Here is a 25,704-nt window from a genome sequence, read left to right as displayed (position 1 = left end):
GCAACCACACACGGAGAAACCACCATGGCCACCACCACCAAGAGCGTGCTGAACGAGTCCAAGCAGATCGAACGCGCTGCCATGCTGATCGGCATGGGCGCACGTATGCAGGTGCTCGAGTCCGAAACCACGCTGTCGTATGAGCGCCTGATCCGCCTCTACAAGGAAATCGCAGGCAAGTCGCCGTCCAAAGGACAGCTGCCGTTTTCCACCGACTGGTTCCTGACCTGGCAAGAAAACATCCACAGCTCGCTGTTCCTGAACATCTACGAATACCTGTCCAAGGGCGTGGATCTGGATTCGGTGGAGCAACTGACCAAGGCCTACCGCCTCTACAGCGAGCAGATCGAAGCCGCTGGCCTGGATTTGATGCTGTCCTTCACCCGCGCCTGGCGCCTGGTGAAGTTCGTGGACGCCAATATGCTGACCCGCACCAAGTGTTCCAAGTGCTCCGGCATGTTTGTGACCGAACCCTATGAAAATGCACGCCACTACGAATGCGGCCTGTGCAACCCGCCGGCCCGCGCCGGCAAGAGCAAGAGCGCCGGTGCGCTGATGCTCCACTGATTCACCCGTTCCCCTTTGGAAAACTCAACGCTTTCCGATTCATACCGCCCCGTCGCAAGACCGGGCGGTTTTTTTATGGCTGCCTGAAACGGGGGAAGGCTGTCGCCCCGCTCCACCACCAGCGTGCCGCATGCGCCCGTTGCCGCACAAACACCACCACCACGGCCCCGCACCCACTTCCCGAATCCGACGCAAGCGCCGATGCCGCCAAGGCGCCGGACTGCCGCACCCCCACCACCTGCGGCCCTGCAGGCGGCCCACGGCAGTCCAAGGTACATGGGCTGCGCGGCAGCCTCATGCCGGAACGCGACCTTGCCACCCGCCTCGGCACGGCAGCACAGACTGCAGACCCGCACGGAGCGGGCATGAAAAAGGCGCCTGTTGCAGGCGCCTGGTACACACACCGCGCTGCCATGCGGACAGCACAGGCAGCCAGAAGGCTCAGAACGGCAGCTTGGGCATGCCGCCGCCACCCATCATGCCCTTCATGGCTTTCATGCCACCCATCTTCTTCATCATCTTCATCAGGCCGCCGCCCTTCATCTTCTTCATCATGGTCTGCATCTGCTCGAACTCCTTGAGCAGGCGGTTGACTTCCTGCACCTGCACGCCTGCGCCGTCGGCAATGCGCTTCTTGCGGGTGGCCTTGATGATTTCGGGTTTCTTGCGCTCCTTGGCGGTCATGGAGCAGATGATGCCTTCCTTGCGCTTGATTTCGCGCTCGGCCTTGTCCATGTCCACGGCACCAGCCTTGGCGGTCAGCTCGGAGGGCAACTTGTCCATCAGCGTGGACAGACCGCCCATCTGCTTCATCTGCTGGATCTGGGCCAGAAAGTCGTTCAGATCAAACCCGTCGCCACTCTTGACCTTTTCGGCCAGCTTCTGCGCGGCCTCCATGTCCACGCCCTTGGTGACCTGCTCCACCAGGGCCACGATGTCCCCCATGCCCAGCACACGCTGGGCATGGCGGTCGGCATCGAACACTTCCAGGCCGTCGATCTTTTCGGACACACCGGCAAACTTGATGGGCGCACCGGTGATCTGGCGCACCGACAGGGCGGCACCACCGCGCGAGTCACCGTCGAGCTTGGTCAGCACGATACCGGTCAGCGGCAGCGCTTCCTTGAAGGCCTTGGCGGTATTGATCGCATCCTGGCCCTGCATGGCATCGACCACGAACAGGGTTTCAACCGGCTTCAAGGTGGCATGCAGGTCCTTGATTTCGGCCATCAACAGCTCGTCGATGGCCAGGCGGCCGGCCGTGTCCACGAGCAGCACATCGAAGAAATGCTTCTTGGCGTAGTCCAGCGCGGCCACGGCAATGTCATGCGGCTTCTGGTCGGGCGTGGAAGGAAACCATTCGGCGCCGGCCTGGGCCGTGACGGTCTTGAGCTGTTCGATCGCCGCAGGGCGGTACACGTCACCCGAGACCGTCAGCACCTTCTTCTTGCGCTTTTCGATCAGGTGCTTGGCCAGTTTGGCCGTGGTGGTGGTTTTACCGGCACCTTGCAGGCCGGCCATCAGGATGATGGCGGGCGGCTGGGCATTCAGGTTGATGTCGGCCACGCCCTCGCCCATGGTGGCGGAGAGTTCGGCATTCACAATACCCACCAGGGCCTGACCGGGCTTCAGACTGCCCAGCACCTCCTGGCCCAGCGCCTTTTCCTTCACCCGGGCGATGAAGTCGCGCACCACGGGCAGGGCCACGTCGGCTTCCAGCAGGGCCATGCGCACTTCGCGCAGCATGTCCTGCACATTGGATTCGGTGATGCGGGCCTGGCCCCGCATCTCCTTGACGAGTCGCGAGAGTTTGTCGGTGAGTGCGGATGCCATAGCTGTCTGTTCCGGGGAATAGTGTGTCGTGCTGCTGCCAAGGCAGGCAAGGTGCCTGCGCAGCAAGGCCGGGGAAATATCCTTTGTCGCAGGCCAAACCAGCGGCAAAGGACGTGGACGCGCGTGCGCCCCCGGGCGTAAGCACCAATTTTACATGCCCCACCCCTGTACTGCCGCGCACAGGGGAACGCCGCAGCCATCCGGGGCGGCATGGAGCGAACCAATGCGCCCATGGGCGCCGGCGCCACACCCCCGCCCGGCGGACAAACTGTGGTTTTCTGCGGCGCTTGGCCGCATTTCTGATGCTGACTTGCGCCCGCACACCGGCGCAGCAGCTACGCCGACGGCTATCATCCAGATATGGTTCCGACCCCTTCTTCCTTGCCTGGCTGGGGCATGTCCATGGCCGCCATCCTGGCCTATGCCGTGCCTGCGCTAGGCATACGCTACCTCACGCCTGCCAAGGCCCGGCTGGCCCTGCGCTGCGCCTGGGTGCTGCACGGCCTGGCGCTGGTCTTCACCCTGCTGAACAGCCCACCCCATTTTGGCTTTGCGCCGGCACTGTCCATCACGGCCTGGCTGATGCTGACGGTGTACGCCGTGGAACAGCAGCTGTTCCCCCAGATGCGGGCCCGCTGGGTGCTGGCCGCACTGGGCGCCGTCACCGTGGGCCTGGCCCTGGTGTTTCCCGGCCACCCGCTGCATGTCCAGGCCTCGGCCTGGTTGCCGCTGCACTTGGCGCTGGGCATTGCCTGCTACGGGCTGTTTGCCGCCGCCGTGGTGCACGGCGCACTGATGAGCCAGGCCGAGCAGCGCATGCGCACCGGCGCCGAATCCGACAGCGGCATGCCGCTGCTGCTGCTGGAGCGGCTGACCTTCCGCTTTGTGACGGCCGGCTTCATCCTGCTGACGGCCACGCTGCTGGCCGGCTGGCTGTTTGGCGAGCAGCTCTACGGCCACGCCTGGCGCTGGGGCCACAAGGAAATCTTTTCACTGCTGAGCTGGCTGGTGTTTGCCGTGTTGCTGGTGGGCCGCGGCCGCTTTGGCTGGCGCGGCAACCATGCGGTGCGCATGATCTATGCCGGCGCGCTGCTGCTGCTGCTGGGCTATGTGGGTTCGCGCTTTGTGCTGGAAGTGGTGCTGGGGCGCTTGCAATGAAATACCTGCTGGTGATCGCCGTGGTGGCGGTGTTCTATCTGTATTGGAAGAAGCAGCGCCAGTCGCTGCGCCCCCCGGCGCCACCGTCCCAGCCCACGCTCGCGCCGCCCCAGCCCATGGTGGCCTGCGCCCACTGCGGCCTGCACCTGCCGCAGCGCGATGCCCTGAGCGATGCACAGCAGCAGCCCTACTGCTGCGAGGCGCACCGCAAGCTCGGCCCCCGCTCCTGAACCCGGTGAACACCAGGGCCCGCGCCTGACGGGCAGGAAGGCCCCTGCCACCGCCTGCTGGCAGCGGCATCCCGCCCGGGTTTGGGGTGGCAGCAAATGCGCTATCGTGTGAACCGTTTGCAGACTCCCCTGGCGCCCGAAGCGGCAGACCCTCCTTCCCATGGACTTTGACCCTCCTGTGTGGCGTGACGGCTGGCTGTCCGGCGTGCGCCACCTGCCTTCGCCCAATTTCGGCCCCCGCCCTGCCCAGGCGCAGATCGATCTGCTGGTGGTGCATTCCATCAGTCTGCCGCCAGGCCAGTTTGGCACCGGCTGCGTGCAGCAGCTGTTCACCAACCAGCTGGACTGGGACGCCCACCCCTACTTCCAGGGCATTCGCGGGCTGGAGGTGTCCTCGCATTTCTTCATCGAGCGCACAGGCCGGATCTGGCAGTTTGTCAGTGCTAACGAGCGTGCCTGGCATGCCGGCCAGTCCTGCTGGCGCGGGCGCGGCAACTGCAATGACGACTCCATCGGCATCGAGCTCGAAGGCCTGGAAGGCCTGACCTTTGAAGACGCCCAGTACACCAGCCTGCTGCAGCTGAGCGAAGCCATTGGCCAGCATTACCCGCTGCAGCACATCGCCGGCCACGAGCACATTGCCCCCGGCCGCAAGCAGGACCCCGGCCCCGGTTTTGACTGGCCGCGCCTGCAGCACCCCTTGCAGGCCCACCACCCGGATTGGCAGTTTCCGCCGGCGTAGCCCCCTGCGTGCGTTCCACGCCGCCAGCAAGGTCATTGCGCTGTGCCCATGCCGCGCACCGCCCGCCACGGCGCCTTCTCCTTCTGCTTGGTGCGTACCCACACCCATGCCACAGCGCGCCGTGACGGCATGGGCGGGCAGACTTTCGCCCCCATGCGCGGCGTCAATCCCCATTGACCACAGGCTGCAGCCAAAACGCGACGCCCGGTCGGCAGACACGCCCCCGGACCACCGGTGCACACAATGCCGGTGCGCCATTGCCCGGCGCCATGGCCTGCCACCCCGCATGGCCTGCGGACTTTCGCCGGCAAAGCACCAGCGGGCGGGCGCTGCCAGCGTGTCAAGCCCCTGGCGCCACAGATTTTTTCCCGCTTCCGGCTTGGCAGCACAGGCCTGCGCAGTACACTACCCCTAGTGCTCGACAATCGATTGAACACTACATCTAGTGTGCAACATCTTGTTGCAACTACCGCATTCAGACGCAGGGCCCCACAGCCGTCGGCCCCGCCATCCCAATCAAGAGGAACCCATGCAAGACGCACCGAATACCCTGTCTGCCGACCAGCCCACGACCACCCAGGTAGCGCTGGAGACCTACCAGGTGATCCGCCGCAATGGCGATGTCGTGCCTTTTGCCCCGCAGAAAATCGCCACCGCCGCCACCAAGGCCTTCCTGGCCGTGCGCGGAGCACAGGGCGCTGCTTCCGCCAGCGTGCGCGAAACCGTCGACAGCCTGACCCACGCCGTGATCCGCGCCCTGGTGCGTTCGCGTCCGGGCGGCGGTACCTTCCACATCGAAGACATCCAGGACCATGTGGAACTGGGTCTGATGCGTGGCGGTCACCAGGATGTGGCACGCGCCTATGTGCTGTATCGCGAAGCCCGCAACCAGGAACGTGCCGCCGCCAAGAAGAAGGCCGAGGAAGCAGCGGCTGCCGCTGCAGCCCCCAAGCCCACGCTGCACGTGACCGACAACGGCCAGCGCCAGCCCCTGGACCAGGAACGCCTGCAGGCCCTGTTTGAAGCCGCCTGCCGCAACCTGAACCCCGATATCTCCGCTGCGCCCATCCTGAGCGAGACGCTGCGCAATCTGTACGACGGCGTGCCGCTGGCCGAGGTCTACAAGGCCGCCATCCTGGCCGCCCGCACCCTGATCGAGACCGATCCCGACTACACCTATGTCACCGCCCGCCTGCTGCTGCACACCATCGTGCGCGAAGTCATGGGCCGCGATGTGCAGCCGGCCGACATGGACGCGGCCTATGCCGACTACTTCCCCGGCTTCATCCAGAAGGGCGTGGACAACGAGCTGCTCAACCCCGAGCTGCTGAAGTTCGACCTGCCCCGCCTGGGCAAGGCACTGAAGGCAGAACGCGACCAGCAATTCGACTACCTGGGTCTGCAGACGCTGTACGACCGCTACTTCCTGCACGTGCGCAAGACGCGCATCGAGCTGCCGCAGAGCTTCTTCATGCGTGTGGCCATGGGCCTGGCACTGCAGGAGTCCGACCGCGATGCCCGCGCCATCGAGTTCTACGAACTGCTGAGCTCGTTCGACTTCATGTCTTCCACGCCCACGCTGTTCAACAGCGGCACGCTGCGTTCACAGCTGTCAAGCTGCTACCTGACCACCGTGTCCGATGACCTGGGTGGCATCTACGACGCCATCAAGGAAAACGCGCTGCTGTCCAAGTTTGCAGGTGGCCTGGGCAACGACTGGACCAATGTGCGCGCCCTGGGCGCCCGCATCAAGGGCACGAACGGCGAATCGCAAGGCGTGGTGCCTTTCCTGAAGGTGGTCAACGACACGGCGGTGGCGGTGAACCAGGGCGGCAAGCGCAAGGGCGCCGTCTGCGCCTACCTGGAAACCTGGCACCTGGACATCGAAGAATTCCTGGAACTGCGCAAGAACACCGGCGATGACCGCCGCCGCACCCACGACATGAACACGGCGAACTGGATTCCCGACCTGTTCATGAAGCGCGTGGTGGAAAACGGCGAATGGACCCTGTTCTCGCCTTCCGACGTGCCCGAGCTGCACGACCTGTTCGGCCAGGCTTTCGAGAAGGCCTACACCGCCTACGAAGCCAAGACCCAGACCGGCGAGATCACGCTGTTCAAGCGCGTGCCCGCCGTGGATGTGTGGCGCAAGATGCTGTCCATGCTGTTCGAGACCGGCCATCCCTGGATCACGTTCAAGGACCCTTGCAACATCCGCTCGCCCCAGCAGCATGTGGGCGTGGTGCACTCTTCCAACCTGTGCACGGAAATCACGCTCAACACCAGCGACAGCGAAACCGCCGTCTGCAACCTGGGCTCCGTGAACCTGGCACGCCATATCACCAACGGCGCCATCGACCACGCCAAGCTGCGCAAGACCATCACCACGGCCATGCGCATGCTGGACAACGTGATCGACATCAACTACTACGCCGTGGACAAGGCCCGCGACTCCAACATGCGCCACCGCCCGGTGGGCATGGGCATCATGGCCTTCCAGGATGCGCTGTATGAAATGCGCACCCCCTATGCCAGCCAGGCCGCAGTGGAGTTTGCCGACGCCGCCATGGAAGCGGTCTGCTACTACGCCTACTGGGCATCGACCGAGCTGGCCAAGGAGCGCGGCACCTACTCCAGCTACCAGGGCTCGCTGTGGTCGCAGGGCATCCTGCCGCTGGATTCGCTGAACCTGCTGGAAAAGGAACGCGGCGGCTATGTGGACGTGGACCGCACCGTACGTCTGGACTGGGAAGCGCTGCGCGCCAAGATCCAGGCCGACGGCATGCGCAACTCCAACTGCGTGGCCATTGCACCCACAGCCACCATCTCCAACATCGTGGGGGTGGACGCCTCCATCGAGCCCTCGTTCGGTAATCTGTCGGTCAAGTCCAACCTGTCCGGCGAATTCACCGTCATCAACCAGTTCCTGGTGCGTGACCTGAAGAAGCTGGGCCTGTGGGACGAAGTGATGGTCATGGACCTGAAGCACTTTGATGGTTCGCTGCGCCCCATCGAGCGCGTGCCGCACGACCTCAAGCAGCTGTACGCCACCGCTTTCGAAGTGGAACCCCAGTGGCTGGTGGAGGCTGCCAGCCGCCGCCAAAAGTGGATCGACCAGGCCCAGAGCCTGAACATCTACATGGCGGGCGCATCCGGCAAGAAGCTGCACGACACCTACCTGCTGGCCTGGCAGCGTGGTCTGAAGACCACCTACTATCTGCGCACTATCAGCGCCACCCACGTGGAGAAGTCCACGGTCCAAAGCCGTGTGCTGAATGCCGTGTCGGCGAATGCCCCTGCGGCCATGGCCTCCATGAGTGCGCTGGAAAAAGCCGCAGCCGCCGCCCGCGCCCAGCAGGCTCCGGCCACGGACATCAAGTTCTGCGCGATCGACGACCCCGGCTGCGAGGCCTGCCAGTAACGGGAGGCGTCTCCCGGCGCACCGGGCGCCCAGCGCTCAGTGCCTCCCCGCTTTGGCGCCAGGCGCCAGAGCGGGCGAACCTCTCGGGGGCGGCATGCCCCCCCGGCGACGGCGGAATGCAACGTGCCCGTTGGCCGCCGCACTCGCGACATCGATGAATCGAAAAAGCTGGATGGCAATGAACGCACCCAGCTGCTCCCTCCAAGGAATCCACCATGCTGAGTTTTGACGACGACACCCTTGCCCCTTCCGCCAGCAGCGCGCAAAGCGGCGCATCCACCAACACCCACAAGCGTGTGAACGCGGCCGACAAGCGCATCATCAACGCCAAGACCGACGTCAACCAGTTGGTGCCCTTCAAGTACAAGTGGGCCTGGGAAAAGTACCTGGCCACCTGCGCCAACCACTGGATGCCGCAGGAAGTGAACATGACGCGCGACATTGCGCTGTGGAAGAGCCCCAACGGCCTGACCGAAGACGAGCGCCGCATCGTCAAACGCAATCTGGGCTTCTTTGTGACCGCCGATTCGTTGGCTGCCAACAACATCGTGCTGGGCACCTACCGCCACATCACCGCACCGGAATGCCGCCAGTTCCTGCTGCGCCAGGCCTTCGAGGAAGCCATCCACACCCATGCCTACCAGTACATCGTGGAGTCACTGGGCCTGGACGAAGGCGAGATCTTCAATGCCTACAACGAGGTGGAGTCCATCCGCAACAAGGACGAGTTCCTGATCCCCTTCATCGAAGCGATCATGGACCCGAACTTCCACACCGGCACACCGGAAACCGACCAGACCCTGCTCAAGAGCCTGATCGTGTTTGCCTGCCTGATGGAGGGTTTGTTCTTCTACGTGGGCTTCACACAAATCCTGGCGCTGGGCCGTCAGAACAAGATGGTGGGCGCCGCCGAGCAGTACCAGTACATCCTGCGCGACGAATCCATGCACTGCAATTTCGGCATCGACCTGATCAACCAGTTGAAGCTGGAGAACCCGCACCTGTGGACGCCGACATTCAAGGAAGAGATCAACGACCTGTTCCGCAAGGCCGTCGAGCTCGAATACCAATATGCCGAAGACACCATGCCACGCGGTGTGCTGGGCATGAATGCATCGATGTTCAAGGGCTACCTGCGCTACATCGCCAATCGCCGCGCCACGCAAATCGGTTTGGAAGAGCTGTTCCCGGGTGAAGAAAATCCGTTCCCCTGGATGAGTGAAATGATCGATTTGAAGAAGGAACGTAACTTCTTTGAGACACGCGTCATCGAATATCAGTCCGGAGGTGCACTTTCTTGGGATTAATACCTCCTCAAGTGCTACAAGAAAATTCATAATGCGCCCCATGCCATCAACTGCTTTTGCGAATTTGGTGGCATGGGGCGCTTTTATGCGTGTTGCGTTGAATCCCTCCACGGCGCACAGGATCACGCCCTGCGTTCCAATCGCAAACAGCGCTTTGTATAAACCAACGAAGGAGAAGATGATGGCAACTGCAAAGAAGACCGCAGCGAAAAAGGCTGCCACCACCGGCACCGAAAGCACCAAGAAAACTGCCGTCAAGGCAGAAGTGAAGAAGACCGCTGCCAAGGCTGCAGCCCCCAAGGCCGCTGCCAAGAAGGCCACCACCGCCAAGGCTGCTGCTCCCAAGAAGGCGGCGGCTCCTGCTGCTGCCAAGAAGGCTGCCGCTCCCAAGGCTGCTGCTCCCAAGGCCGCCGCCAAGAAGGCCACCACCGCCAAGGCCGCTGCGCCCAAGAAGGCTGCGGCTCCTGCTGCTGCCAAGAAGGCTACCGCACCTAAGGCTGCTGCTCCCAAGGCCGCCGCCAAGAAGGCCACCACCGCCAAGGCCGCTGCGCCCAAGAAGGCTGCGGCTCCTGCTGCGGCCAAGAAGACCGCCGCTCCCAAGGCTGCTGCTCCCAAGGCCGCCGCCAAGAAGGCCACCACCGCCAAGGCTGCAGCACCCAAGAAGGCTGCAGCACCTGCTGCTGCCAAGAAGGCCGCCGCTCCCAAGGCTGCTGCTCCCAAGGCCGCCGCCAAGAAGGCCTCCACCGCCAAGGCTGCAGCACCCAAGAAGGCTGCTGCGCCTGCTGCTGCCAAGAAGGCCGCCCCTGCCAAGAAGGCTGCTGCACCTGCTGCCGCCAAGAAGGCTGCTCCGGCCAAGAAGGCTGCTGCACCTGCTGCCGCCAAGAAGGCTGCACCTGCCAAGAAGGCTGCTGCACCTGCTGCTGCCAAGAAAGCCGCTGCACCTGCTGCTGCCAAGAAGGCTGCTGCACCTGCTGCTGCCAAGAAGGCCGCTGCACCTGCTGCTGCCAAGAAGGCTGCTGCACCTGCTGCTGCCAAGAAGGCCGCTGCACCTGCTGCCAAGAAGGCCGCTCCCGCCAAGAAGGCTGCTGCGCCTGCCGTGGCTGCTGCGCCTGTGGCACAGACAGCGTTGGCGCCCCAGGCTGCCTGGCCCTTCCCTACCGGCGGCAAGCCCTGAAGCATTGGCCATTGCGGCCATCGCCCATGAAAAAAGCCCGCATCTGCGGGCTTTTTTCATGGGGTCAGCGCTGAGGCATCAGGCCGCCAGCAGACTGTCACGCACCTGCTCCAGGGTGTAGTTCTGCGGGCCACGGTGTGCCACCTTGACCGCGCCCACCTGGTTGCCCAGCTCGGCACATTGCGCCAGCGACCAGCCTTGCTCCAGGCCGTACAGCAAGGCAGCGCGCCAGGCATCACCACATCCTGTGGGGTCCACCACGGCTGCGGGTGTGACAGCAGGCACCAGGGTGCGCACGCCCTGTTCCCACACTTCACAGCCTTCCGCCCCCAAGGTCACCACCAGGCCGCGCACCTTGTGCGACAGGATCTCCAGCGACAGCCCGGTGCGGTCGCACAGCATCTTGCCTTCGTAGTCGTTGACGGTGACCCAGGACGCCTGGTCGATGAATTGCAGCAACTCTTGCCCGTTGAACATGGGCAGACCCTGGCCGGGATCGAACACAAAAGGAATGCCGGCCTGGGCCAGCTGGGCCGCATGCTGCAGCATGGCATCACGGCCGTCGGGTGAGATGATGGCGATCTGGGCACCACAGTCCGCCGTGATCACGTTCTGGTGCGCCAGCGACATGGCGCCGGGGTGAAAGGCCGCAATCTGGTTGTTGTCCCGGTCCGTCATGATCATGCACTGGGCCGTGTGCGTATCCTGCACCTGGCCCACATGGCGGGTGTCGATGCCCTGTGCCAGCATGCGTGCCAGATAGTCGCCACCATCGCTGCCCACCATGGCCATGGGCAGGGGCTGACCGCCCAGCTGCTGCAGCGCATAGGCGATATTGCCGGCGCAACCGCCAAAGTCACGGCGCAGCGAAGGCACCAGGAAGGACACATTCAGAATGTGCAGCTGCTCAGGCATGATCTGGTCTGCAAAGCGACCTTCGAAGGTCATGATGTTGTCAAAGGCCAGGGATCCGCAAATCAATGCAGGCATAGGGAAATCCTTGAAAGAAAGAAAAAATCAGGGGTAGAACAGCAGCACGCGGTAGCCGGACACCTGCAGGTTCAGGCCTTCGGTGGTCACCGGCACCGTGCCGCTCCATTCGGCACCAGCCTTGAGCTCCGGCGGTGCGCCCAGCTCCTTGGCCTGGATCACCTTGCGGGCAATGGCCTGGTCCTGGGCATCGGTCAGCGTCAACTCCACGGCCGGCATGCCCACGGGCGTGCCGGCACGGTTCTGTATGCTCAGACTCAGCTGGTAGGCACGCTCGCGCTCGCCCTTGGCAAACGTGGAGCCCGACACCACCATGGCGGCAATCTGCTGGCGCGGCCCCAGCTTGCACTGCAGGGCCGTGCACATGAACTCCAGCGCCGGCCGCAGGCTGGGTTGCCAGGCCGCCAGTGCATTGCGCTCATGCAAGGCCACCTGCAAGACCAGCGCCACCGGCAGCACCACCACACTCGCGCCCATGGCGACCCGCACCGCCGGCTTTTGCCACCAGGCCTTGCGCCGTGCATCGCGCACGAAACCCGGTTCCAGCGAAGAGTCCAGCACCAGCGGATCGTCATCGTCCACCGGTTCGGTAAACGGAAATGCCGGCGCTGCAGCGGAGGAGATTCCAGCCTCGGACTGCGCCAGCTTCTGTGCCGCAGATTCAATGGCATCCACCGGCGGCATGGCAGCTCCGGCATCCACGGGCTCCGCAGCATAGACCACCGCCTCAGCCGCCTCTGCAGCCGCTAGCGGCAGCGCCGGTGTGGTGGATGCGGCCACCACGTCCGCCGCCGCTGGCGGAGGGACCGGAGCCACGGGCTCGGCATCATCGCCACCCTCTGGCAACCCAACTCGCGCGGCGTCCGATCGCCCGTCCTGTGCGGGTGCGGCGCCTTGCAGGCCATGGCGCTCGGCAGTGGCCCATGTGGCCGCCAGGGCATCGGCGGCGGCCGAGGGCTCCTGCCTTGTCACCTCAGCCGGGGCTGCCGCGCTGGCATTCCACACCGGTTCTGTGCGCCCCGGCACCGACGCTGCAGGCGCGACCAATGGCAGCTGCGGCGCTGGATCGGGGTTTGGAAAAGGGTCCGGCTCCTCCGGTGCATGTGATGGACGCAGCGGCTGCGCCGCCTCAGGCACAGACTCTCCCTGCTCTGCCGGATATTCCAGCAGGTCGGGATCGTCCGACCATTGCGGCGCCGGCAGCTCATAACCCGGAGCGGGTGGTATGACCGGCGCAGGCACCGGTTCGGATGCCGGCACCGGCATGTCGGGCACGGGCTGCGATGGCTCCTTGCCCTCAGGCTCGGTCACCACCTCTTCGGCAACGGGTGCCACAGGCTCGGCAGGCGCACCGGCCATGCCAGTGTGCGCCACAGCAGATGCTGCTGCCACGGGCTCCGGCGCCACCACAGGCTCCACGGCCACCGCCGCATCCAGGTGGTCGCGCGCGTCGAACACCTCCTGGCACTGACCGCAGCGCACCCAGCCATCGGAAATGCGCAACTGGTCTGCCACCACGCGAAAACGCGTGCTGCAGGAAGGACAGGTGGTGATCTGGCTCATGGCGCACCGATTGTAGAAGCAGGCCGCCCGCCCGCCACACCCACAACCAGCGGGAGGCGGACAGTCACAGTCCAAAAGAAGCTGTGCGTGCGGCTCAGGCCTTGCGGGCCGTCATCAAAATCCAGCCGTCTTCGCTGTCGGTCACATCCAGCTGCACATACGGTGCATAGGCCTGCTTCAGCTCGTCAGCCTGGCGCTCCAGAATGCCGGCCAGCACCAGATGGCCACCGGCCTGCACATGGTTGCACAGCAGCGGCGCCAGCATCCGCAGCGGCGTCGCCAGGATATTGGCCAACACCGTCTGGTACTGGCCCTGGGCCTTGTCGGGCAGACCGGCGTTCAGCTGCACCCCATTGGCCTGGGCATTGAGCTCGCAGGAGACAACGGCATCGGGGTCGATGTCCACCGCATCAATCGCTTGCGCACCGAACTTGGCCGCACCGATGGCCAGAATGCCGGAGCCGCAGCCATAGTCCAGCGTACGGCCCAGACTGCCTGCCGGCTGCGTGGCAATCCAGCGCAGGCACATGCGGGTGGTGGGGTGGGTGCCGGTACCGAAGGCCAGGCCCGGATCCAGGCGGATGCTGACCTTGGCGGCTTCGGGCATGTCGTGCCAGGTGGGCACAATCCAGAACTCAGGGGTGATGTCGACCGGCTGGAACTGGGACTGCGTCAACCGCACCCAGTCCTGGGCTTCCACTTCCTGGATGCCCAGGACCTGGCAGCCGCCAAAGAAATCCTGCAGCACCAGCAGGTCCTGCGCCTGCCGTGCGGCGTCTTCATCGGGGAACAAGGCCACGATGCGGCTGCGGTTCCAGCCATCCTTGGGAGGCGGCATGCCAGGTTCGCCGAACAGCGCCTGTTCCGCTTCGGTCTGGGCGTCCATGTCCTCCACGGACACGCTCAGGGCATCCAGCGCATCGAGCGCATCGCTCACATCTTCCACCCGGTCTTCCGGGCACATCAGGCTCAGCTCATGCATAAGGCAACTCCTTGGGCTGAAAAACGAAATGCTGGCCCCCGTTGCCAAGGGCCAGCATGCTGGTCATCTACCGTGGTGGATCAGCGCTTTTTACGGTGTTCCAGCCATTGCTCCAGGTAATGGATGTTGGTGCCGCCTTCCATGAATTTGGCGTCCACCATCAGGTCCTGGTGCAGGGGCACATTGGTCTTGATGCCTTCGACCACCACTTCCGACAGCGCCGTGCGCATGCGGGCCAGGGCCTGCTCGCGGGTGTCACCGTACACGATCAGCTTGCCGATCATGGAGTCGTAGTTGGGCGGCACGAAGTAGTTGTTGTACACGTGCGAGTCCACACGCACGCCGGGACCGCCAGGCATGTGCCACATGGTGACGCGGCCGGGCGAAGGCATGAAGTTGTACGGATCTTCGGCGTTGATGCGGCACTCGATGGCGTGACCGCGCATCTGCGTGTTGATCTGGCGCTGGGTGAAGGGCAGCTTGTCGCCGGCCGCCACCATGATCTGGGTGCGCACGATGTCCACACCCGTGATCGATTCGGTCACCGGGTGCTCCACCTGGACGCGGGTGTTCATTTCAATGAAGTAGAACTCGCCGTTCTCGTACAGGAACTCGAACGTACCCGCACCGCGGTAACCGATCTTCTTGCAGGCAGCCACGCAGCGCTCGCCGATCTTCTCGATCAGGCGGCGGGCGATACCGGGGGCCGGAGCCTCCTCGATCACCTTCTGGTGGCGGCGCTGCATGGAGCAGTCGCGCTCGCCCAGGTACACCGCATTCTTGTGCTGGTCGCACAGCACCTGGATTTCGATGTGGCGTGGATTCTGGAGGTACTTCTCCATGTACACCGCAGGATTGCCAAAGGCGGCACCGGCTTCTGCCTTGGTCATCTGCACGGCATTGACCAGGGCGGCTTCGGTGTGGACCACACGCATGCCGCGGCCACCGCCGCCGCCAGCGGCCTTGATGATCACCGGGTAGCCGATGGCCTTGGCGATGCGGCGGATCTGGGCCGGATCTTCGGGCAGTTCGCCGTCCGAACCGGGCACGCAGGGCACGCCCGCCTTGATCATGGCTTGCTTGGCCGAAACCTTGTCACCCATGATGCGGATGGAATCGGCCGTGGGGCCAATGAAGGCAAAACCGCTTTGCTCGACACGTTCGGCAAAGTCGGCGTTCTCGCTCAGGAAGCCATAACCGGGGTGGATGGCTTCGGCGTCGGTCACCTCGGCAGCCGAGATGATGGCCGGCATATTGAGGTAGCTCAGAGGCGACGGGCCCGGGCCAATGCACACGGCTTCGTCGGCCAGCTTGACGTACTTGGCTTCGCGGTCGGCTTCCGAGTAGACCATCACGGCCTTGATGCCCATTTCGCGGCAAGCACGCTGGATGCGCAGGGCAATTTCACCCCGGTTGGCAACCAAAATTTTCTTAAACATGGAGGTCCTCGTTGTTCCTCGCCCTGTCAGGGCGAACCGTGGAATCCGCAGGGCAGCGGCACAGTCCGCTGACCCTGTGGGCCCTGGCAGATCACTCGATCACGAACAGCGGTTGTCCGTATTCCACGGCTTGGCCGTTGTCGGCCAGGATGCGGGTCACGGTGCCGGACTTATCGGCTTCGATCTCGTTGAGGATCTTCATGGCCTCAATGATGCACAGCGTGTCGCCTTCCTTGACCTGGGCACCGACCTCGACAAAGGCCTTGGCGCCAGGGCTGGCAGAACGGTAGAACGTGCCCACCATGGGGGACTTCACTTGATGGCCCACCACGGGTGCGGGCAATTCAGCAACAGCAGCGGCGGCAGCGGGTGCTGCAGCAGGTGCGGCAGCGACGGGAGCGGCTTGCACCGGTGCAGCCACAAACTGCTGCACCACGGCGCCACCGCCCTTGACGATACGGACTTTGCCTTCGGCTTCGGTGATTTCCAGCTCCGACACATTCGATTCGGACACCAGATCAATCAGGGTTTTGAGTTTTCGCAGATCCATGGAAGCTCCAACGGCTAAAACTAAGTAGGGCGCGAATTTACCCTAATTTCGCCCTTCTCCGCACATTGGGCTGCATTTTTAGCGAACGCCAACATGGTAAAGCTTCGCATTTCTGCACTCACTTGCGCCAAATCAGCTATGGGGACTGGGCCCACTGCTGCAGATCGGCGCTGCTCAACTCCCCTATTTTACGTTGCTTCACATTTCCTCTTGTATCGAACAAGATAGAGAAAGGTAGCCCCCCTGTGACATTGCCCAGGGTACGGGTCAGCGTGCTGCCGCCAGCCCCGGCCATGGCCACCGGAAATGCCAACGGCTGGCGCGCCAGGAATTTCTGTACCGGCGCAGCCTGGTCGACGGCCAGGCCCAGCAGCTGCACCTGCGGCTGCTCCTGCGCGAAACGGGACAGCAACGGCAGCTCCCGCACACAGGGCGGACACCAGGTGGCCCAGAAATTCACCAGCAAAGGCTTGCCGGCAAACTGCTGCAGCGCCAGCGGTACGCCCTCCGGCGTCTGCAGCTGCAAGGCCCAGAACGCCTGCTCCGCCACGGCATTGGGCGAAGGCGCTGCACTGCTGCGCCACCAGGCCCAGCCAGCGCCGGCCACAGCAGCGCTGCCCGCCACGCCGGCCACCAGCCAGCGGCGGCGCCCAGCCTGCACGGTCTCTTGCGGGGTATGGGGTGCTGGGCTCATGCGGCGGCCTCCGCATCCAGCAGTGCACGCAGCGCGGTCACCTCGCCCCGCGCGGTACGGCCTTGCCCATCGGGCTTGAGCGCGCCGCGCAGATCGTCGAAGTCGTAGACCATCAGGTGCACCCCGACGGCTTCATTCAGGGGTTGGCAGAAGCTGCTGATGCTCAGGGCATCCACCGTCTCGCCATGGAAGCCCGTGACCTGGGTCACGTCGTACTGCACGTTGTGGTCGATGAGCGCGATTTCGGCCGACTTGGGGTCATCGCAGAACATCTGGATATAGATGTCCGAAAGCCGCGTGGCCGTGCCGCGCCATACCGCTCCGGCCAGGTAGGGACGAAACGGCGCCATCCGCTCCATCCACACCACGGCCAGCTCGCGCAGCGCGCGCAGCTCTTGGGGCTGGGTATCGGCGCAGAACAGCTCGATATATTCCCGCACCGCGGCTTCGACCCGGTCGTTGTCCGGCAAGGGGGTGCGCTGCGGCAAGCCCAGCTGGCGCACGGCACGGCGCTTGGCGGGGCCCCACTCCAGCCCCTCTTCCACCACCAGGCGGGCAGCGGTCTGGGCGATTTCATCGGCAATGGACGGTACAGACATGAGCCCATTGTGGCCCAGTCCGGGATACCCCTGCGCCAACGGCCAGGAGCATGTCGCATGTGCCGCAGCGTCCTTGCCGGCACCCGCCGCTCCCGACTCTCTTTCAGTGCACTCCGCTGCGCTCCCAGGCATGCCCGCATGGGGTAGCCTGCCAAAAACGCCATCCGCTGCAAAATTAGTAGCAACCGCTTGCATTCCATGCGGGGCGACCGCCGCTGCGGCATGGCCGGCCCCGTAGAATTGAGCGCATGCATATTCACATCCTGGGGATTTGCGGCACCTTCATGGGCGGGGTGGCTGCGTTGGCACGCGAGGCGGGCCATAAAGTGACCGGTTGCGACGCGGGCGTGTACCCGCCGATGAGCGACCAGTTGCGTGCCCTGGGCATCGAGCTGATTGAAGGCTACGGCGTGGAGCAACTGGCGCTGAAACCCGATGTGTTCGTCGTGGGCAACGTCGTCAGCCGCGCACGCCTGGCCGACGGTTCGCCCAAATTCCCGCTGATGGAAGCCATTCTGGATGCCGGCCTGCCCTATACCAGCGGCCCGCAATGGCTGTCCGAGCATGTGCTGCAAGGCCGCCATGTGCTGGCCGTGGCCGGCACGCACGGCAAGACCACCACCACATCGATGCTGGCCTGGATTCTGGAATGCGCGGGCCTGACGCCCGGCTTTCTGGTCGGCGGCGTGCCGCTGGACTTTGGCGTCAGCGCCCGCCTGGGCCAGTTGGCCGCCGGCCAGGAGCGCCCGCTGTTCGTGATCGAGGCGGATGAATACGACACCGCCTTCTTCGACAAGCGCAGCAAGTTTGTGCACTACCGTCCGCGCACGGCCGTGCTGAACAACCTGGAATTCGACCACGCCGACATCTTTGACGATCTGGGCGCCATCGAGCGCCAGTTCCACCACCTGGTGCGCACCGTTCCGGCCACGGGACGGATTGTGAGCAACGGCCTGGAAGAATCGCTGACACGGGTGCTGAACCAGGGCTGCTGGAGCGAGGTGACGCATTTCGGCAGCGCCGTATCGGAATTCAGCGCCGAAGGCCCGGCCCACGCTTTTGACGTACTGCAGCGCGGCCGCCCGGTGGCCCGTGTGGAATGGCAGCTGACCGGCGTGCACAACCAGCTCAATGCGCTGGCGGCCATTGCCGCCGCCGAACATGTGGGCGTGTCGCCCCAGGTGGCGGCCGAAGCCCTGGGGCGCTTTCACAACGTCAAGCGCCGCATGGAACTGCGCGGCACGGTGCAAGACATTGCCGTCTACGACGACTTTGCCCACCACCCCACGGCCATCCGCACCACGCTGGAAGGCCTGCGCAAACGCCTGGGCCAGAGCCCGCGCATCCTGGCCGTGTTCGAGCCGCGCAGCAACACCATGAAGCTGGGCACCATGAAATCCCAGCTGCCCTGGGCGCTGAAAGAGGCCGATCTGGTGTTCTGCCATACCGCCGGACTGGACTGGGATGTCTCCGGCGCCCTGGCCCCCCTGGGTGAAGCGGCCCGCAGCAGCAACGACCTGCCCACCCTGGTGAACATGATCGTGGAAGCCGCGCAGCCTGGCGACCACATCGTCTGCATGAGCAATGGCGGCTTTGGCGGCATCCACGCCAAGCTGCTGCAAGCCCTGGGCACGGCGGCCTGAACCACCACCGGACGGGCACATTCTTCCACCCGGCGCTGCGTCCACTGGCCGCAGCGCTTTTTTACGTGTGGCGCCCGTTGGCGCCCATTCAGGGCTGCGCGCGGGCCGGGACAATGCCCGCCATCTCGGCCTGCATGGCCACGCGGTGCAGCAGCTGGTGGGAAGACAAGCGGGCCGAATCGATCACATAGTGCGCGGTCTCGGCATACAGGGCATCCCGCGCCTCGAACAGGTCGCGCAGCCGCTGGGCCGGATCGTCCACCTGCAGCAGAGGCCGGGTCTTGTCGTTGCGCAGGCGCTGGTACAGCTCTTCGGGCGAGGCCTTCAGATAGAACACATGGCAGTGCTGGTGCAGCATCTGGCGGTTGGCCTCGCGCAGCACTGCGCCACCGCCTGTGGCCAGAATCCGGGCGTGCCCGGTGTCGGCACACAGCTGTGCAATCACCGTTTGCTCCAGATCACGGAACGCCGCTTCGCCGTGGGCCGCAAAGAAGTCACGCACCGGGCCTCCCGTGCGCGCTTCAATTTCATGGTCGGAGTCGATGAAGGGAATCCCCCAGCGCTTGGACAGATGTCGTCCCACGGTTGATTTTCCCGAGCCGGGCAGGCCGACCAATGCCACGATCTTGCTGTTGGATTCCATCTCTTCCTAGCTTCCTAGCGTTCAAGCACCACCTCAGCGCCAGACGCCATTTTCCGCCAAGCTGCGCGGCGCCATGCACACCATTGCCTGACGCGCTGCCGTTTCCCCGATCGCGCAACTGCCACAACCTGTTTCAGCCTGGCTTAAAGCGCGCTTCCTATAATGCCTACCCACTTCTGCGTGGAGCGACATGCCTACTTCCTCTCCGAACAACGAGAAGACCACCTCCAACGCCTCCCCCAAGTCCCCACGAAAAATGCACTGGCTTCCCAAGTCGCTGCTGTGGCTCTTGGGCGTGATGGCAGCGGGCTTCGTGGCCATTCTGCTGACTGTTGCCGTGGCTTTGGCCATGGCCTACCCCAACCTGCCAGACGTTTCCGAACTGGCCGACTACCGGCCCAAGCTGCCTCTGCGCGTCTACTCGACCGAAGGTGCCTTGCTGGGTGAATTTGGCGAAGAGCGGCGCACACTCACGCCCATCGCCGACATCCCCAAGGTGATGGTCGACGCCGTTCTGGCCATTGAAGACACCCGCTTCTTCGAGCACGGTGGTGTCGACTACAAGGGCATGCTGCGTGCGGCCCTGGCCAACCTTGGCCGGGTCAAGAGCCAGGGTGCGTCCACCATCACCATGCAGGTGGCGCGCAATGTGTACCTCTCTTCAGAGAAGACCTACACCCGCAAGATCTACGAAATCCTGCTGACCTTCAAGCTGGAACACCTGCTCTCCAAGGAACAGATCCTGGAGATCTACATGAACCAGATCTACCTGGGCAACCGCGCCTACGGTTTTGCCGCCGCCAGCGAAGCCTATTTCGGCAAGCCGCTGAAGGACATCACCGTGGCCGAAGCGGCCATGCTGGCAGGGCTACCCAAGGCTCCATCGGCATACAATCCGATCAGCAATCCCAAGCGCGCCCATATCCGCCAGCAGTACATCATCGACCGCATGCAGGACAACGGCTTCATCACGGCACAGCAGGCCGAACAGGCCCGCGCCGAGCCGCTGCAGCTGAAGAATTCAAGTGCCGCCAACACCCGCGTGCACGCCGAATATGTGGCCGAAATGGTGCGCCAGCTGGTATTTGCCCAGTATGGCAATGACGCCTACACGCGCGGCCTGAACGTCTACACCACGCTGAATGCCGGTGAACAGGAAGCCGCGTACAACGCGCTGCGCCAGGGCCTGATGGACTATGAGCGCCGCCAGCGTTACCGAGGTCCGGAGAAGTTCGTCGCCCTGCCGGCCGATGCACAGGCCCAGGAAGATGTGATCGACGACGCCCTGGCATCGCACCCGGACAACGGCGACCTGTTGGCCGCCGTGGTGCTAGAAGCCTCTGCCCGCAAGATCGTGGCCCAGCGCCCGGATGGCGAGAAGCTCCAGATCACCGGCGATGGCCTCAAGCCGGTGCAGTCCGGCCTGAGCGACAAGGCTCCGCCCAACATCAAGCTGCGCCCCGGCGCCGTGATCCGCGTGGCCAAGACCAAGGGCGGCTGGGAAGCCACGCAACTGCCTGAGGTGGAAGGCGCGTTTGTGGCGCTGACCCCGCAGACCGGTGCCATCCGCGCCCTGGTGGGTGGTTTTGACTTTGACAAGAACAAGTTCAACCACGTCACCCAGGCCTGGCGCCAGCCGGGCTCCAGCTTCAAGCCATTCATCTATTCGGCCGCGCTGGAAAAAGGCTTCACGCCCGCCACCATGATCAACGATGCCCCGCTGTTCTTCAGCGCCGGCGTCACCGGTGGCCAGCCCTGGGAGCCCAAGAACTACGACGGCCGCTACGACGGGCCCATGACCATGCGCACGGGCTTGAACAAGTCCAAGAACATGATCTCCATCCGTCTGCTGCAGGCCGTCGGCCCCAAGCAAGGCCAGGAGTGGATCACCCGCTTCGGGTTTGACGCCGCCAAGCATCCGGCCTACCTGACCATGGCCCTGGGCGCCGGCTCGGTAACCCCGATGCAGGTGGCTGCCGCCTACGCCGTGTTTGCCAATGGCGGACACCGCGTCAATCCCTGGCTGATCGCCAAGATCACGGATTACAAGGGCCGCGTGCTGTCGGAATACACACCGCCTCCGCTGGAACAACTGCCCCAGGCCATCGAGCCGCGCAACGCCTTCATCATGAGCAGCCTGCTGCAGGATGTGGCCCGCGTGGGCACGGCGGCCAAGGCCCAGGCGACCCTCAAGCGCCCGGACCTGTATGGCAAGACCGGCACCACCAACGATGCCATGGATGCCTGGTTCGCCGGCTACCAGCCCACATTGGCAGCCGCCACCTGGATCGGCTACGACACCCCGCGCAACCTGGGTTCCCGCGAAACCGGTGGCGGCCTGAGCCTGCCGGTGTGGATCAACTTCATGCAGCACGCGCTCAAGGGCGTTCCCGTGGCCGAAATGCCCGTGCCGCCTGGCGTGGTCAATGTCGGCGGTGAATGGTTCTACGAGGAATACGCGCGCAACGCCGGCGTCAGCAGCCTCGGCATGGACGATGCTGCCGCGGAAGGCGCCACCGCAGCGCCGCCGCCCGAGGAACGCAGCCGCATCCTGGACCTGTTCCGCAACTGATAGAACCCAGGCACAAAAAAACCGCATGCACCACGCATGCGGTTTTTTTATGTCCCACGGACTCTGGGCACCTGACCCAGGCCTTGCACCGGGGTCCCGGAGCCGCAGTCAGCCTTGGGCGGTGAATGCCAGCGCCAGCCCCGACTGCTCGGAGGCATAGGTGCTCAAACGTTCAAAGAACTCACCCGCCCCCTTGGTGTCCTGCCACTGCACACCATCCAGGCGAAAATGGAAGCCGCCGGCCTTAGCCGCCAACCACACTTCGTGCAGTGGTTTTTGCAGATTGATGATGATCTGGCTGCGGTTGGGGAACACCAGTGTCACCATGCCGCCCACGCGCTGGGCGTCGACATCGGCGTCGGAGGTGTCGTTGATGCGGTCGGCAGATTGCTCCACCGCCAGCAACAGCTGTTCCGCACGGTCCAAGAATTCAAGGTCGGTCATTACAATTCGCACATGTTGAGAGCTTCCCAAATTCTAATCAGGACTTTTGTCCTTGCCACCAGTACGGCAGCCCTGTGGGGCTGCGGCCAGCGCGGCCCCTTGTACCTGCCGACCGATCCGGCCGCCGCACAGCGTGCGACCCTGCCCGAAACCCTGAATCCGATGGCAGACACGCCCGGCCAGCCCGCCGCCAAGTAAGGGCTGTGGCCTGGCAGCAATGTCGCCTTGAACCATTTTTGGCGACACCCCTAATGCGGGGAGATACCAACACCCTGGCATCCCCAGAATTGGTGGTACGGGTTCGCTTTTGAGGCACATCAACCGGCACGCCAGGGGTGCGGCATACATTGCCCTCCCCTGTTCCCGACCGGAGTTGCCTCCATGGCTGTCGAGCTTTACCGCGATCCCCAGCATGTCTGCCTGATGTTCACCGACCTGGTGGAAGAAGACGGCCAGGCCGTGCAGTCCAACCAGTTTCTGGTGATCGACCATGGTGTGGGCGCCCTCATCGACCCGGGTGGCAACCTGGCGTTTCACGGGCTGTTTGCCAGCATGGCGCCCCACTTCGCGCCACCGCGGCTGTCGTATCTGCTGGCATCGCATGCCGACCCGGACATCATCGCCTCGCTGGACCAGTGGCTGACCAGCACCCGTGCCATGCTGGTCATCTCGCGCATCTGGGAGCGCTTTGCCCCGCATTTCACCAAGGTGGGACAGACCCAGGATCGCATCATTGCCGTGCCGGACGAAGGCGCCCGCCTGCCGCTGGGCCGCAGCACGCTGTGGCTGGTGCCTGCGCATTTTCTGCATGCAGAGGGCAATTTCCACTTCTACGACCCGGTCAGCCGCATCCTGTTCACCGGCGACCTGGGTGCCTCCATGGTCTCGGGCGCACAGGCCAGCCAGCCCGTGCGCGAACTGGCCGCGCATCTGCCCCACATGGAAGCCTTTCACCGCCGCTACATGGTGTCCAACAAGATCCTGCGCCTGTGGACCGCCATGGCCCGCCAGCTCGACGTGGAGATGCTGGTGCCGCAGCATGGCGCGCCCATCCAAGGGGCCCAGGCCATTGCGGACTTTTATGCATGGCTGGACAGCTTGGCCTGCGGCATTGACCTGATGGATGCCAGTGCCTACCAGCTGCCGCGCGACCGCATCGATCTGACGACCCGCCGCACCATGCCCCCGACACCTGCACCAGCCCCTTCGCTGGCCCGCGGCGACCAGACCACGCCCTGAGCTGCGTTCGGCTATCGGGCTGCCGGCTTGCGCCGCGCCCACACCCGCCAGCCCAGCAGCACCACCAGCAAGCCGCCATACACCGCCACTTCCGCCGTGTCGTTCTTGCCGGTCCGCATCCAGTAGAAATGCAGCAAGGCCAGCAGTCCCGCGCCATACACGATGCGGTGCACACGCTGCCAGCGCGCCCCCCCCAGCCAGCGCAGCACCGCACGCGGCGATGTCAGCGCCAGCACCAGCAACAGCGCGAAGGTGAGCATGCCCACCAGAATGAAGGGGCGCTCCAGCACATCCGCCACGATATCGCGCCACATCCAGTCCTGGTCCAGCCAGGCGTAGCAGGCCAGGTGCAGCACTGCGTAGAAAAAGGCGAACAGCCCCAGCAGGCGGCGCAGCCGCGCCAAGGCGTTCAGATACAGCCACTGCCGCAGCGGCGTCACCGCCAGGGCCAGCCACAGTGCGCGCAAGGCCCAATCGCCGGTGCCGCGGATCAGCGCCTCCGCCGGATTGGCGCCCAGCCGGTCGGCCAGCAGGCCCCACACCAGCCAGGCCAGCGGCAGCAGCCACAACACCCACACCACCGGCTTGGCCGCGCGCGACAGCAGCGCCCGCTGCAGCGCCGCATGCCAGCCAGCCTCGCCCCCGGACACTGCGGTGCGTGCCATCAGAAATTGCTTTTCAGGTCCATGCCGGCGTACAGGCCGGCCACCTGGTCGCCATAGCCGTTGAACAGCAGGGTCTTGCGCTTGGGCGCCAGCAAGCCGCCGTCCCCAATGCGCCGTTCGGTGGCCTGGCTCCAGCGCGGATGCGGCACATCGGGGTTCACATTGGAATAGAACCCGTATTCGTTGCGCGCGGCCTTGTTCCAGGCCGTGGCAGGCATGGCCTCCACGAAGCGGATCTTGACGATGCTCTTGGCGCTTTTGAAGCCGTACTTCCACGGCACCACCAGCCGCACCGGCGCGCCGTTCTGCTTGGGCAGCACTTCGCCATACATGCCAAAGGCCAGCAGCGTCAGCGGGTGCAGCGCCTCGTCCAGGCGCAGGCCTTCGGTATAGGGCCAGTCCAGCACGCGCGAGCGCAGGCCGCGCATGTGCTCGGCATCGGCCAGCGTGACGAACTGCACATACTTGGCACTGCCCAGCGGCTCCACCTTGCGGATCAGCGCCGCCAGCGAGTAGCCCACCCAGGGGATGACCATGCTCCAGCCTTCCACGCAGCGCAGGCGGTAAATGCGCTCTTCCATGGGGCTGAGCTTGAGCAGGTCCTCCAGCGCCCAGGTGCCCGGCTTGTGCACCAGCCCTTCCACCTGCACGCTCCACGGGCGGATGGGCAGCGCATCGGCATAGCGGGCCGGGTCGTCCTTGCCGGTCCCGAATTCATAGAAGTTGTTGTAGCTGCTGGCGTCCTGGTAGGACGTGATCTTCTCCATGGTCGCCGCGCCTGCCACCGACGAGGTGGCACCCGGCAAGGCGGCCAGCTTGCCACCGCCCGGGCTGGCTGCCGCCAGTGCATCGCACCCGGCCCAGCCGGCCAGGGCGGCGCCGGCCGCGCCACTGGCGGCCCACTGCAGCCAGGCACGGCGCTGGGCATAGACGGCCACAGGCGTGATCTCGCTGGCCGCAGGCACAGGGAAAGTGGGAGACACAGGGAAAGCCGTGCGTGTGCGGGAAATCTTCATGGTCGCGCTCCGGAAACTGCGCAGAGGTGCAGCGTCAGGGTGAGATCATGCACCCGCACGCCAGTTCCCTGAAGCCCCTTGCAGCCCACCGGCAGCGGCAACGCACTGCCGTGCGCCCCATGAAAAACGGAGCGCCTGGTTTGCTGACCGTGGGGATTTCAGACTGTCTCCAGTCTGAAATCCACCGCGTCCGCGCACCAGGCACTCCGCATTTTTCTGCAGTGGGGCCACCA

At 64.5% G+C, this 25,704-nt stretch carries 23 protein-coding genes; 11 read left to right on the top strand and 12 right to left on the bottom strand.

Going from position 1 to position 25,704, the window contains the following annotated elements:
- Positions 1-24: 24 nt before the first annotated feature.
- A complete protein-coding gene (gene flhC, locus B3349_RS16210) occupies positions 25-567 on the top strand; it encodes a flagellar transcriptional regulator FlhC (RefSeq protein ID WP_291590296.1) in 543 nt (180 codons plus the stop codon).
- 441 nt (positions 568-1,008) lie between these two features.
- Here the strand turns inward: flhC and ffh are convergent, their stop codons facing one another.
- Positions 1,009-2,400, bottom strand: a complete 1,392-nt coding sequence (gene ffh, locus B3349_RS16205) for a signal recognition particle protein (protein WP_218333549.1) — start codon at positions 2,398-2,400, stop codon at positions 1,009-1,011.
- 360 nt (positions 2,401-2,760) lie between these two features.
- On the opposite strand from ffh, the gene B3349_RS16200 reads away from it, so the two are divergent.
- From B3349_RS16200 to B3349_RS16175, 6 genes are all read left to right on the top strand, one after another.
- A complete protein-coding gene (locus tag B3349_RS16200; protein ID WP_291590295.1) occupies positions 2,761-3,558 on the top strand; it encodes a cytochrome C assembly family protein in 798 nt (265 codons plus the stop codon).
- Positions 3,555-3,788, top strand: a complete 234-nt coding sequence (locus tag B3349_RS16195) for a PP0621 family protein (protein ID WP_291590293.1) — start codon at positions 3,555-3,557, stop codon at positions 3,786-3,788. Before B3349_RS16200 ends, B3349_RS16195 begins: the two co-directional genes overlap by 4 nt.
- 160 nt (positions 3,789-3,948) lie before the next feature.
- A complete protein-coding gene (ampD, locus tag B3349_RS16190) occupies positions 3,949-4,530 on the top strand; it encodes a 1,6-anhydro-N-acetylmuramyl-L-alanine amidase AmpD (RefSeq protein WP_291590292.1) in 582 nt (193 codons plus the stop codon).
- 529 nt (positions 4,531-5,059) lie between these two features.
- Positions 5,060-7,951, top strand: a complete 2,892-nt coding sequence (locus B3349_RS16185) for a ribonucleoside-diphosphate reductase subunit alpha (RefSeq protein WP_291590289.1) — start codon at positions 5,060-5,062, stop codon at positions 7,949-7,951.
- Positions 7,952-8,166: 215 nt separating this feature from the next.
- On the top strand, positions 8,167-9,258 hold the full coding sequence (locus tag B3349_RS16180) for a ribonucleotide-diphosphate reductase subunit beta (protein WP_291590287.1): 1,092 nt from the start codon (positions 8,167-8,169) through the stop codon (positions 9,256-9,258).
- A gap of 181 nt (positions 9,259-9,439) precedes the next feature.
- Positions 9,440-10,432: a hypothetical protein gene (locus B3349_RS16175; protein WP_291590285.1), complete on the top strand. Its 993-nt coding sequence runs from the start codon at positions 9,440-9,442 to the stop codon at positions 10,430-10,432.
- Positions 10,433-10,510: 78 nt separating this feature from the next.
- Here the strand turns inward: B3349_RS16175 and B3349_RS16170 are convergent, their stop codons facing one another.
- From B3349_RS16170 to B3349_RS16140, 7 genes are all read right to left on the bottom strand, one after another.
- Positions 10,511-11,422 carry a carbohydrate kinase family protein gene (locus B3349_RS16170; protein WP_291590283.1) on the bottom strand — a complete coding sequence of 304 codons (912 nt, stop codon included), beginning with the start codon at positions 11,420-11,422 and terminating at the stop codon, positions 10,511-10,513.
- Between the two features lie 27 nt (positions 11,423-11,449).
- A complete protein-coding gene (locus B3349_RS16165; protein ID WP_291590281.1) occupies positions 11,450-12,985 on the bottom strand; it encodes a zinc-ribbon and DUF3426 domain-containing protein in 1,536 nt (511 codons plus the stop codon).
- Positions 12,986-13,079: 94 nt separating this feature from the next.
- Complete coding sequence (gene prmA, locus B3349_RS16160; protein WP_291590278.1) at positions 13,080-13,967, bottom strand: 50S ribosomal protein L11 methyltransferase; 888 nt, start codon at positions 13,965-13,967, stop codon at positions 13,080-13,082.
- 80 nt (positions 13,968-14,047) lie between these two features.
- The gene (gene accC / locus B3349_RS16155) at positions 14,048-15,406 is read right to left on the bottom strand and encodes an acetyl-CoA carboxylase biotin carboxylase subunit (RefSeq protein ID WP_291590273.1); all 1,359 of its coding nucleotides are present in this window, start codon (positions 15,404-15,406) and stop codon (positions 14,048-14,050) included.
- Between the two features lie 91 nt (positions 15,407-15,497).
- Positions 15,498-15,956, bottom strand: a complete 459-nt coding sequence (gene accB / locus B3349_RS16150; protein ID WP_291590271.1) for an acetyl-CoA carboxylase biotin carboxyl carrier protein — start codon at positions 15,954-15,956, stop codon at positions 15,498-15,500.
- A gap of 136 nt (positions 15,957-16,092) precedes the next feature.
- Entirely contained in the window at positions 16,093-16,650 is a 558-nt protein-coding gene (locus tag B3349_RS16145; RefSeq protein WP_291590268.1) for a TlpA family protein disulfide reductase, read from the bottom strand.
- On the bottom strand, positions 16,647-17,249 hold the full coding sequence (locus tag B3349_RS16140) for a hypothetical protein (protein WP_291590266.1): 603 nt from the start codon (positions 17,247-17,249) through the stop codon (positions 16,647-16,649). Before B3349_RS16140 ends, B3349_RS16145 begins: the two co-directional genes overlap by 4 nt.
- A gap of 248 nt (positions 17,250-17,497) precedes the next feature.
- Here B3349_RS16140 and mpl point away from each other — a divergent pair, with 248 nt between their 5' ends.
- Complete coding sequence (gene mpl, locus B3349_RS16135) at positions 17,498-18,892, top strand: UDP-N-acetylmuramate:L-alanyl-gamma-D-glutamyl-meso-diaminopimelate ligase (protein WP_291590265.1); 1,395 nt, start codon at positions 17,498-17,500, stop codon at positions 18,890-18,892.
- An 88-nt stretch (positions 18,893-18,980) separates the two neighbouring features.
- Here mpl and B3349_RS16130 read toward each other — a convergent pair whose 3' ends face one another.
- The gene (locus B3349_RS16130) at positions 18,981-19,535 is read right to left on the bottom strand and encodes a shikimate kinase (RefSeq protein WP_291590264.1); all 555 of its coding nucleotides are present in this window, start codon (positions 19,533-19,535) and stop codon (positions 18,981-18,983) included.
- Positions 19,536-19,791: 256 nt separating this feature from the next.
- Here B3349_RS16130 and B3349_RS16125 point away from each other — a divergent pair, with 256 nt between their 5' ends.
- Positions 19,792-22,107: a penicillin-binding protein 1A gene (locus B3349_RS16125; RefSeq protein ID WP_291590879.1), complete on the top strand. Its 2,316-nt coding sequence runs from the start codon at positions 19,792-19,794 to the stop codon at positions 22,105-22,107.
- 108 nt (positions 22,108-22,215) lie between these two features.
- On the opposite strand, the gene cyaY is transcribed toward B3349_RS16125, so the two are convergent.
- Positions 22,216-22,551 (bottom strand): iron donor protein CyaY, encoded by a 336-nt coding sequence (cyaY, locus tag B3349_RS16120; protein WP_291590262.1) that lies wholly within the window; start codon positions 22,549-22,551, stop codon positions 22,216-22,218.
- Between the two features lie 12 nt (positions 22,552-22,563).
- On the opposite strand from cyaY, the gene lptM reads away from it, so the two are divergent.
- Complete coding sequence (gene lptM / locus B3349_RS16115) at positions 22,564-22,749, top strand: LPS translocon maturation chaperone LptM (protein WP_291590261.1); 186 nt, start codon at positions 22,564-22,566, stop codon at positions 22,747-22,749.
- 183 nt (positions 22,750-22,932) lie between these two features.
- On the top strand, positions 22,933-23,790 hold the full coding sequence (locus B3349_RS16110; protein WP_291590260.1) for an oxygen-binding di-iron domain-containing protein: 858 nt from the start codon (positions 22,933-22,935) through the stop codon (positions 23,788-23,790).
- Between the two features lie 11 nt (positions 23,791-23,801).
- On the opposite strand, the gene msrQ is transcribed toward B3349_RS16110, so the two are convergent.
- A complete protein-coding gene (msrQ, locus tag B3349_RS16105; RefSeq protein WP_291590259.1) occupies positions 23,802-24,455 on the bottom strand; it encodes a protein-methionine-sulfoxide reductase heme-binding subunit MsrQ in 654 nt (217 codons plus the stop codon).
- Positions 24,455-25,471: a protein-methionine-sulfoxide reductase catalytic subunit MsrP gene (msrP, locus tag B3349_RS16100; protein WP_291590257.1), complete on the bottom strand. Its 1,017-nt coding sequence runs from the start codon at positions 25,469-25,471 to the stop codon at positions 24,455-24,457. The genes msrQ and msrP overlap by 1 nt, the downstream gene beginning before the upstream one ends.
- Between the last annotated feature and the right edge of the window lie 233 nt (positions 25,472-25,704).

The organism is Comamonas sp. UBA7528, assembly GCF_002479375.1.
Lineage (GTDB): Bacteria > Pseudomonadota > Gammaproteobacteria > Burkholderiales > Burkholderiaceae_C > Comamonas.
The sequence above is the reverse complement of the archived record's forward strand: the minus strand, read 5'-3'. Positions and strand labels throughout refer to the sequence as shown.

Excerpts from the sequence above, each read along its gene's own strand:
- cyaY (WP_291590262.1), bottom strand. The coding sequence starts at position 22,551 with ATGACCGACCTTGAATTCTTGGACCGTGCGGAACAGCTGTTGCTGGCG.
- msrQ (WP_291590259.1), bottom strand. The coding sequence starts at position 24,455 with ATGGCACGCACCGCAGTGTCCGGGGGCGAGGCTGGCTGGCATGCGGCG.
- accC (WP_291590273.1), bottom strand. The coding sequence starts at position 15,406 with ATGTTTAAGAAAATTTTGGTTGCCAACCGGGGTGAAATTGCCCTGCGC.
- ampD (WP_291590292.1), top strand. The coding sequence starts at position 3,949 with ATGGACTTTGACCCTCCTGTGTGGCGTGACGGCTGGCTGTCCGGCGTG.
- B3349_RS16165 (WP_291590281.1), bottom strand. The coding sequence starts at position 12,985 with ATGAGCCAGATCACCACCTGTCCTTCCTGCAGCACGCGTTTTCGCGTG.
- B3349_RS16180 (WP_291590287.1), top strand. The coding sequence starts at position 8,167 with ATGCTGAGTTTTGACGACGACACCCTTGCCCCTTCCGCCAGCAGCGCG.
- prmA (WP_291590278.1), bottom strand. The coding sequence starts at position 13,967 with ATGCATGAGCTGAGCCTGATGTGCCCGGAAGACCGGGTGGAAGATGTG.
- B3349_RS16175 (WP_291590285.1), top strand. The coding sequence starts at position 9,440 with ATGGCAACTGCAAAGAAGACCGCAGCGAAAAAGGCTGCCACCACCGGC.
- ffh (WP_218333549.1), bottom strand. The coding sequence starts at position 2,400 with ATGGCATCCGCACTCACCGACAAACTCTCGCGACTCGTCAAGGAGATG.
- accB (WP_291590271.1), bottom strand. The coding sequence starts at position 15,956 with ATGGATCTGCGAAAACTCAAAACCCTGATTGATCTGGTGTCCGAATCG.
- B3349_RS16125 (WP_291590879.1), top strand. The coding sequence starts at position 19,792 with ATGCACTGGCTTCCCAAGTCGCTGCTGTGGCTCTTGGGCGTGATGGCA.
- B3349_RS16200 (WP_291590295.1), top strand. The coding sequence starts at position 2,761 with ATGGTTCCGACCCCTTCTTCCTTGCCTGGCTGGGGCATGTCCATGGCC.
- B3349_RS16145 (WP_291590268.1), bottom strand. The coding sequence starts at position 16,650 with ATGAGCCCAGCACCCCATACCCCGCAAGAGACCGTGCAGGCTGGGCGC.
- B3349_RS16140 (WP_291590266.1), bottom strand. The coding sequence starts at position 17,249 with ATGTCTGTACCGTCCATTGCCGATGAAATCGCCCAGACCGCTGCCCGC.
- msrP (WP_291590257.1), bottom strand. The coding sequence starts at position 25,471 with ATGAAGATTTCCCGCACACGCACGGCTTTCCCTGTGTCTCCCACTTTC.
- B3349_RS16170 (WP_291590283.1), bottom strand. The coding sequence starts at position 11,422 with ATGCCTGCATTGATTTGCGGATCCCTGGCCTTTGACAACATCATGACC.
- B3349_RS16195 (WP_291590293.1), top strand. The coding sequence starts at position 3,555 with ATGAAATACCTGCTGGTGATCGCCGTGGTGGCGGTGTTCTATCTGTAT.
- mpl (WP_291590265.1), top strand. The coding sequence starts at position 17,498 with ATGCATATTCACATCCTGGGGATTTGCGGCACCTTCATGGGCGGGGTG.
- flhC (WP_291590296.1), top strand. The coding sequence starts at position 25 with ATGGCCACCACCACCAAGAGCGTGCTGAACGAGTCCAAGCAGATCGAA.
- lptM (WP_291590261.1), top strand. The coding sequence starts at position 22,564 with ATGTTGAGAGCTTCCCAAATTCTAATCAGGACTTTTGTCCTTGCCACC.
- B3349_RS16130 (WP_291590264.1), bottom strand. The coding sequence starts at position 19,535 with ATGGAATCCAACAGCAAGATCGTGGCATTGGTCGGCCTGCCCGGCTCG.
- B3349_RS16185 (WP_291590289.1), top strand. The coding sequence starts at position 5,060 with ATGCAAGACGCACCGAATACCCTGTCTGCCGACCAGCCCACGACCACC.
- B3349_RS16110 (WP_291590260.1), top strand. The coding sequence starts at position 22,933 with ATGGCTGTCGAGCTTTACCGCGATCCCCAGCATGTCTGCCTGATGTTC.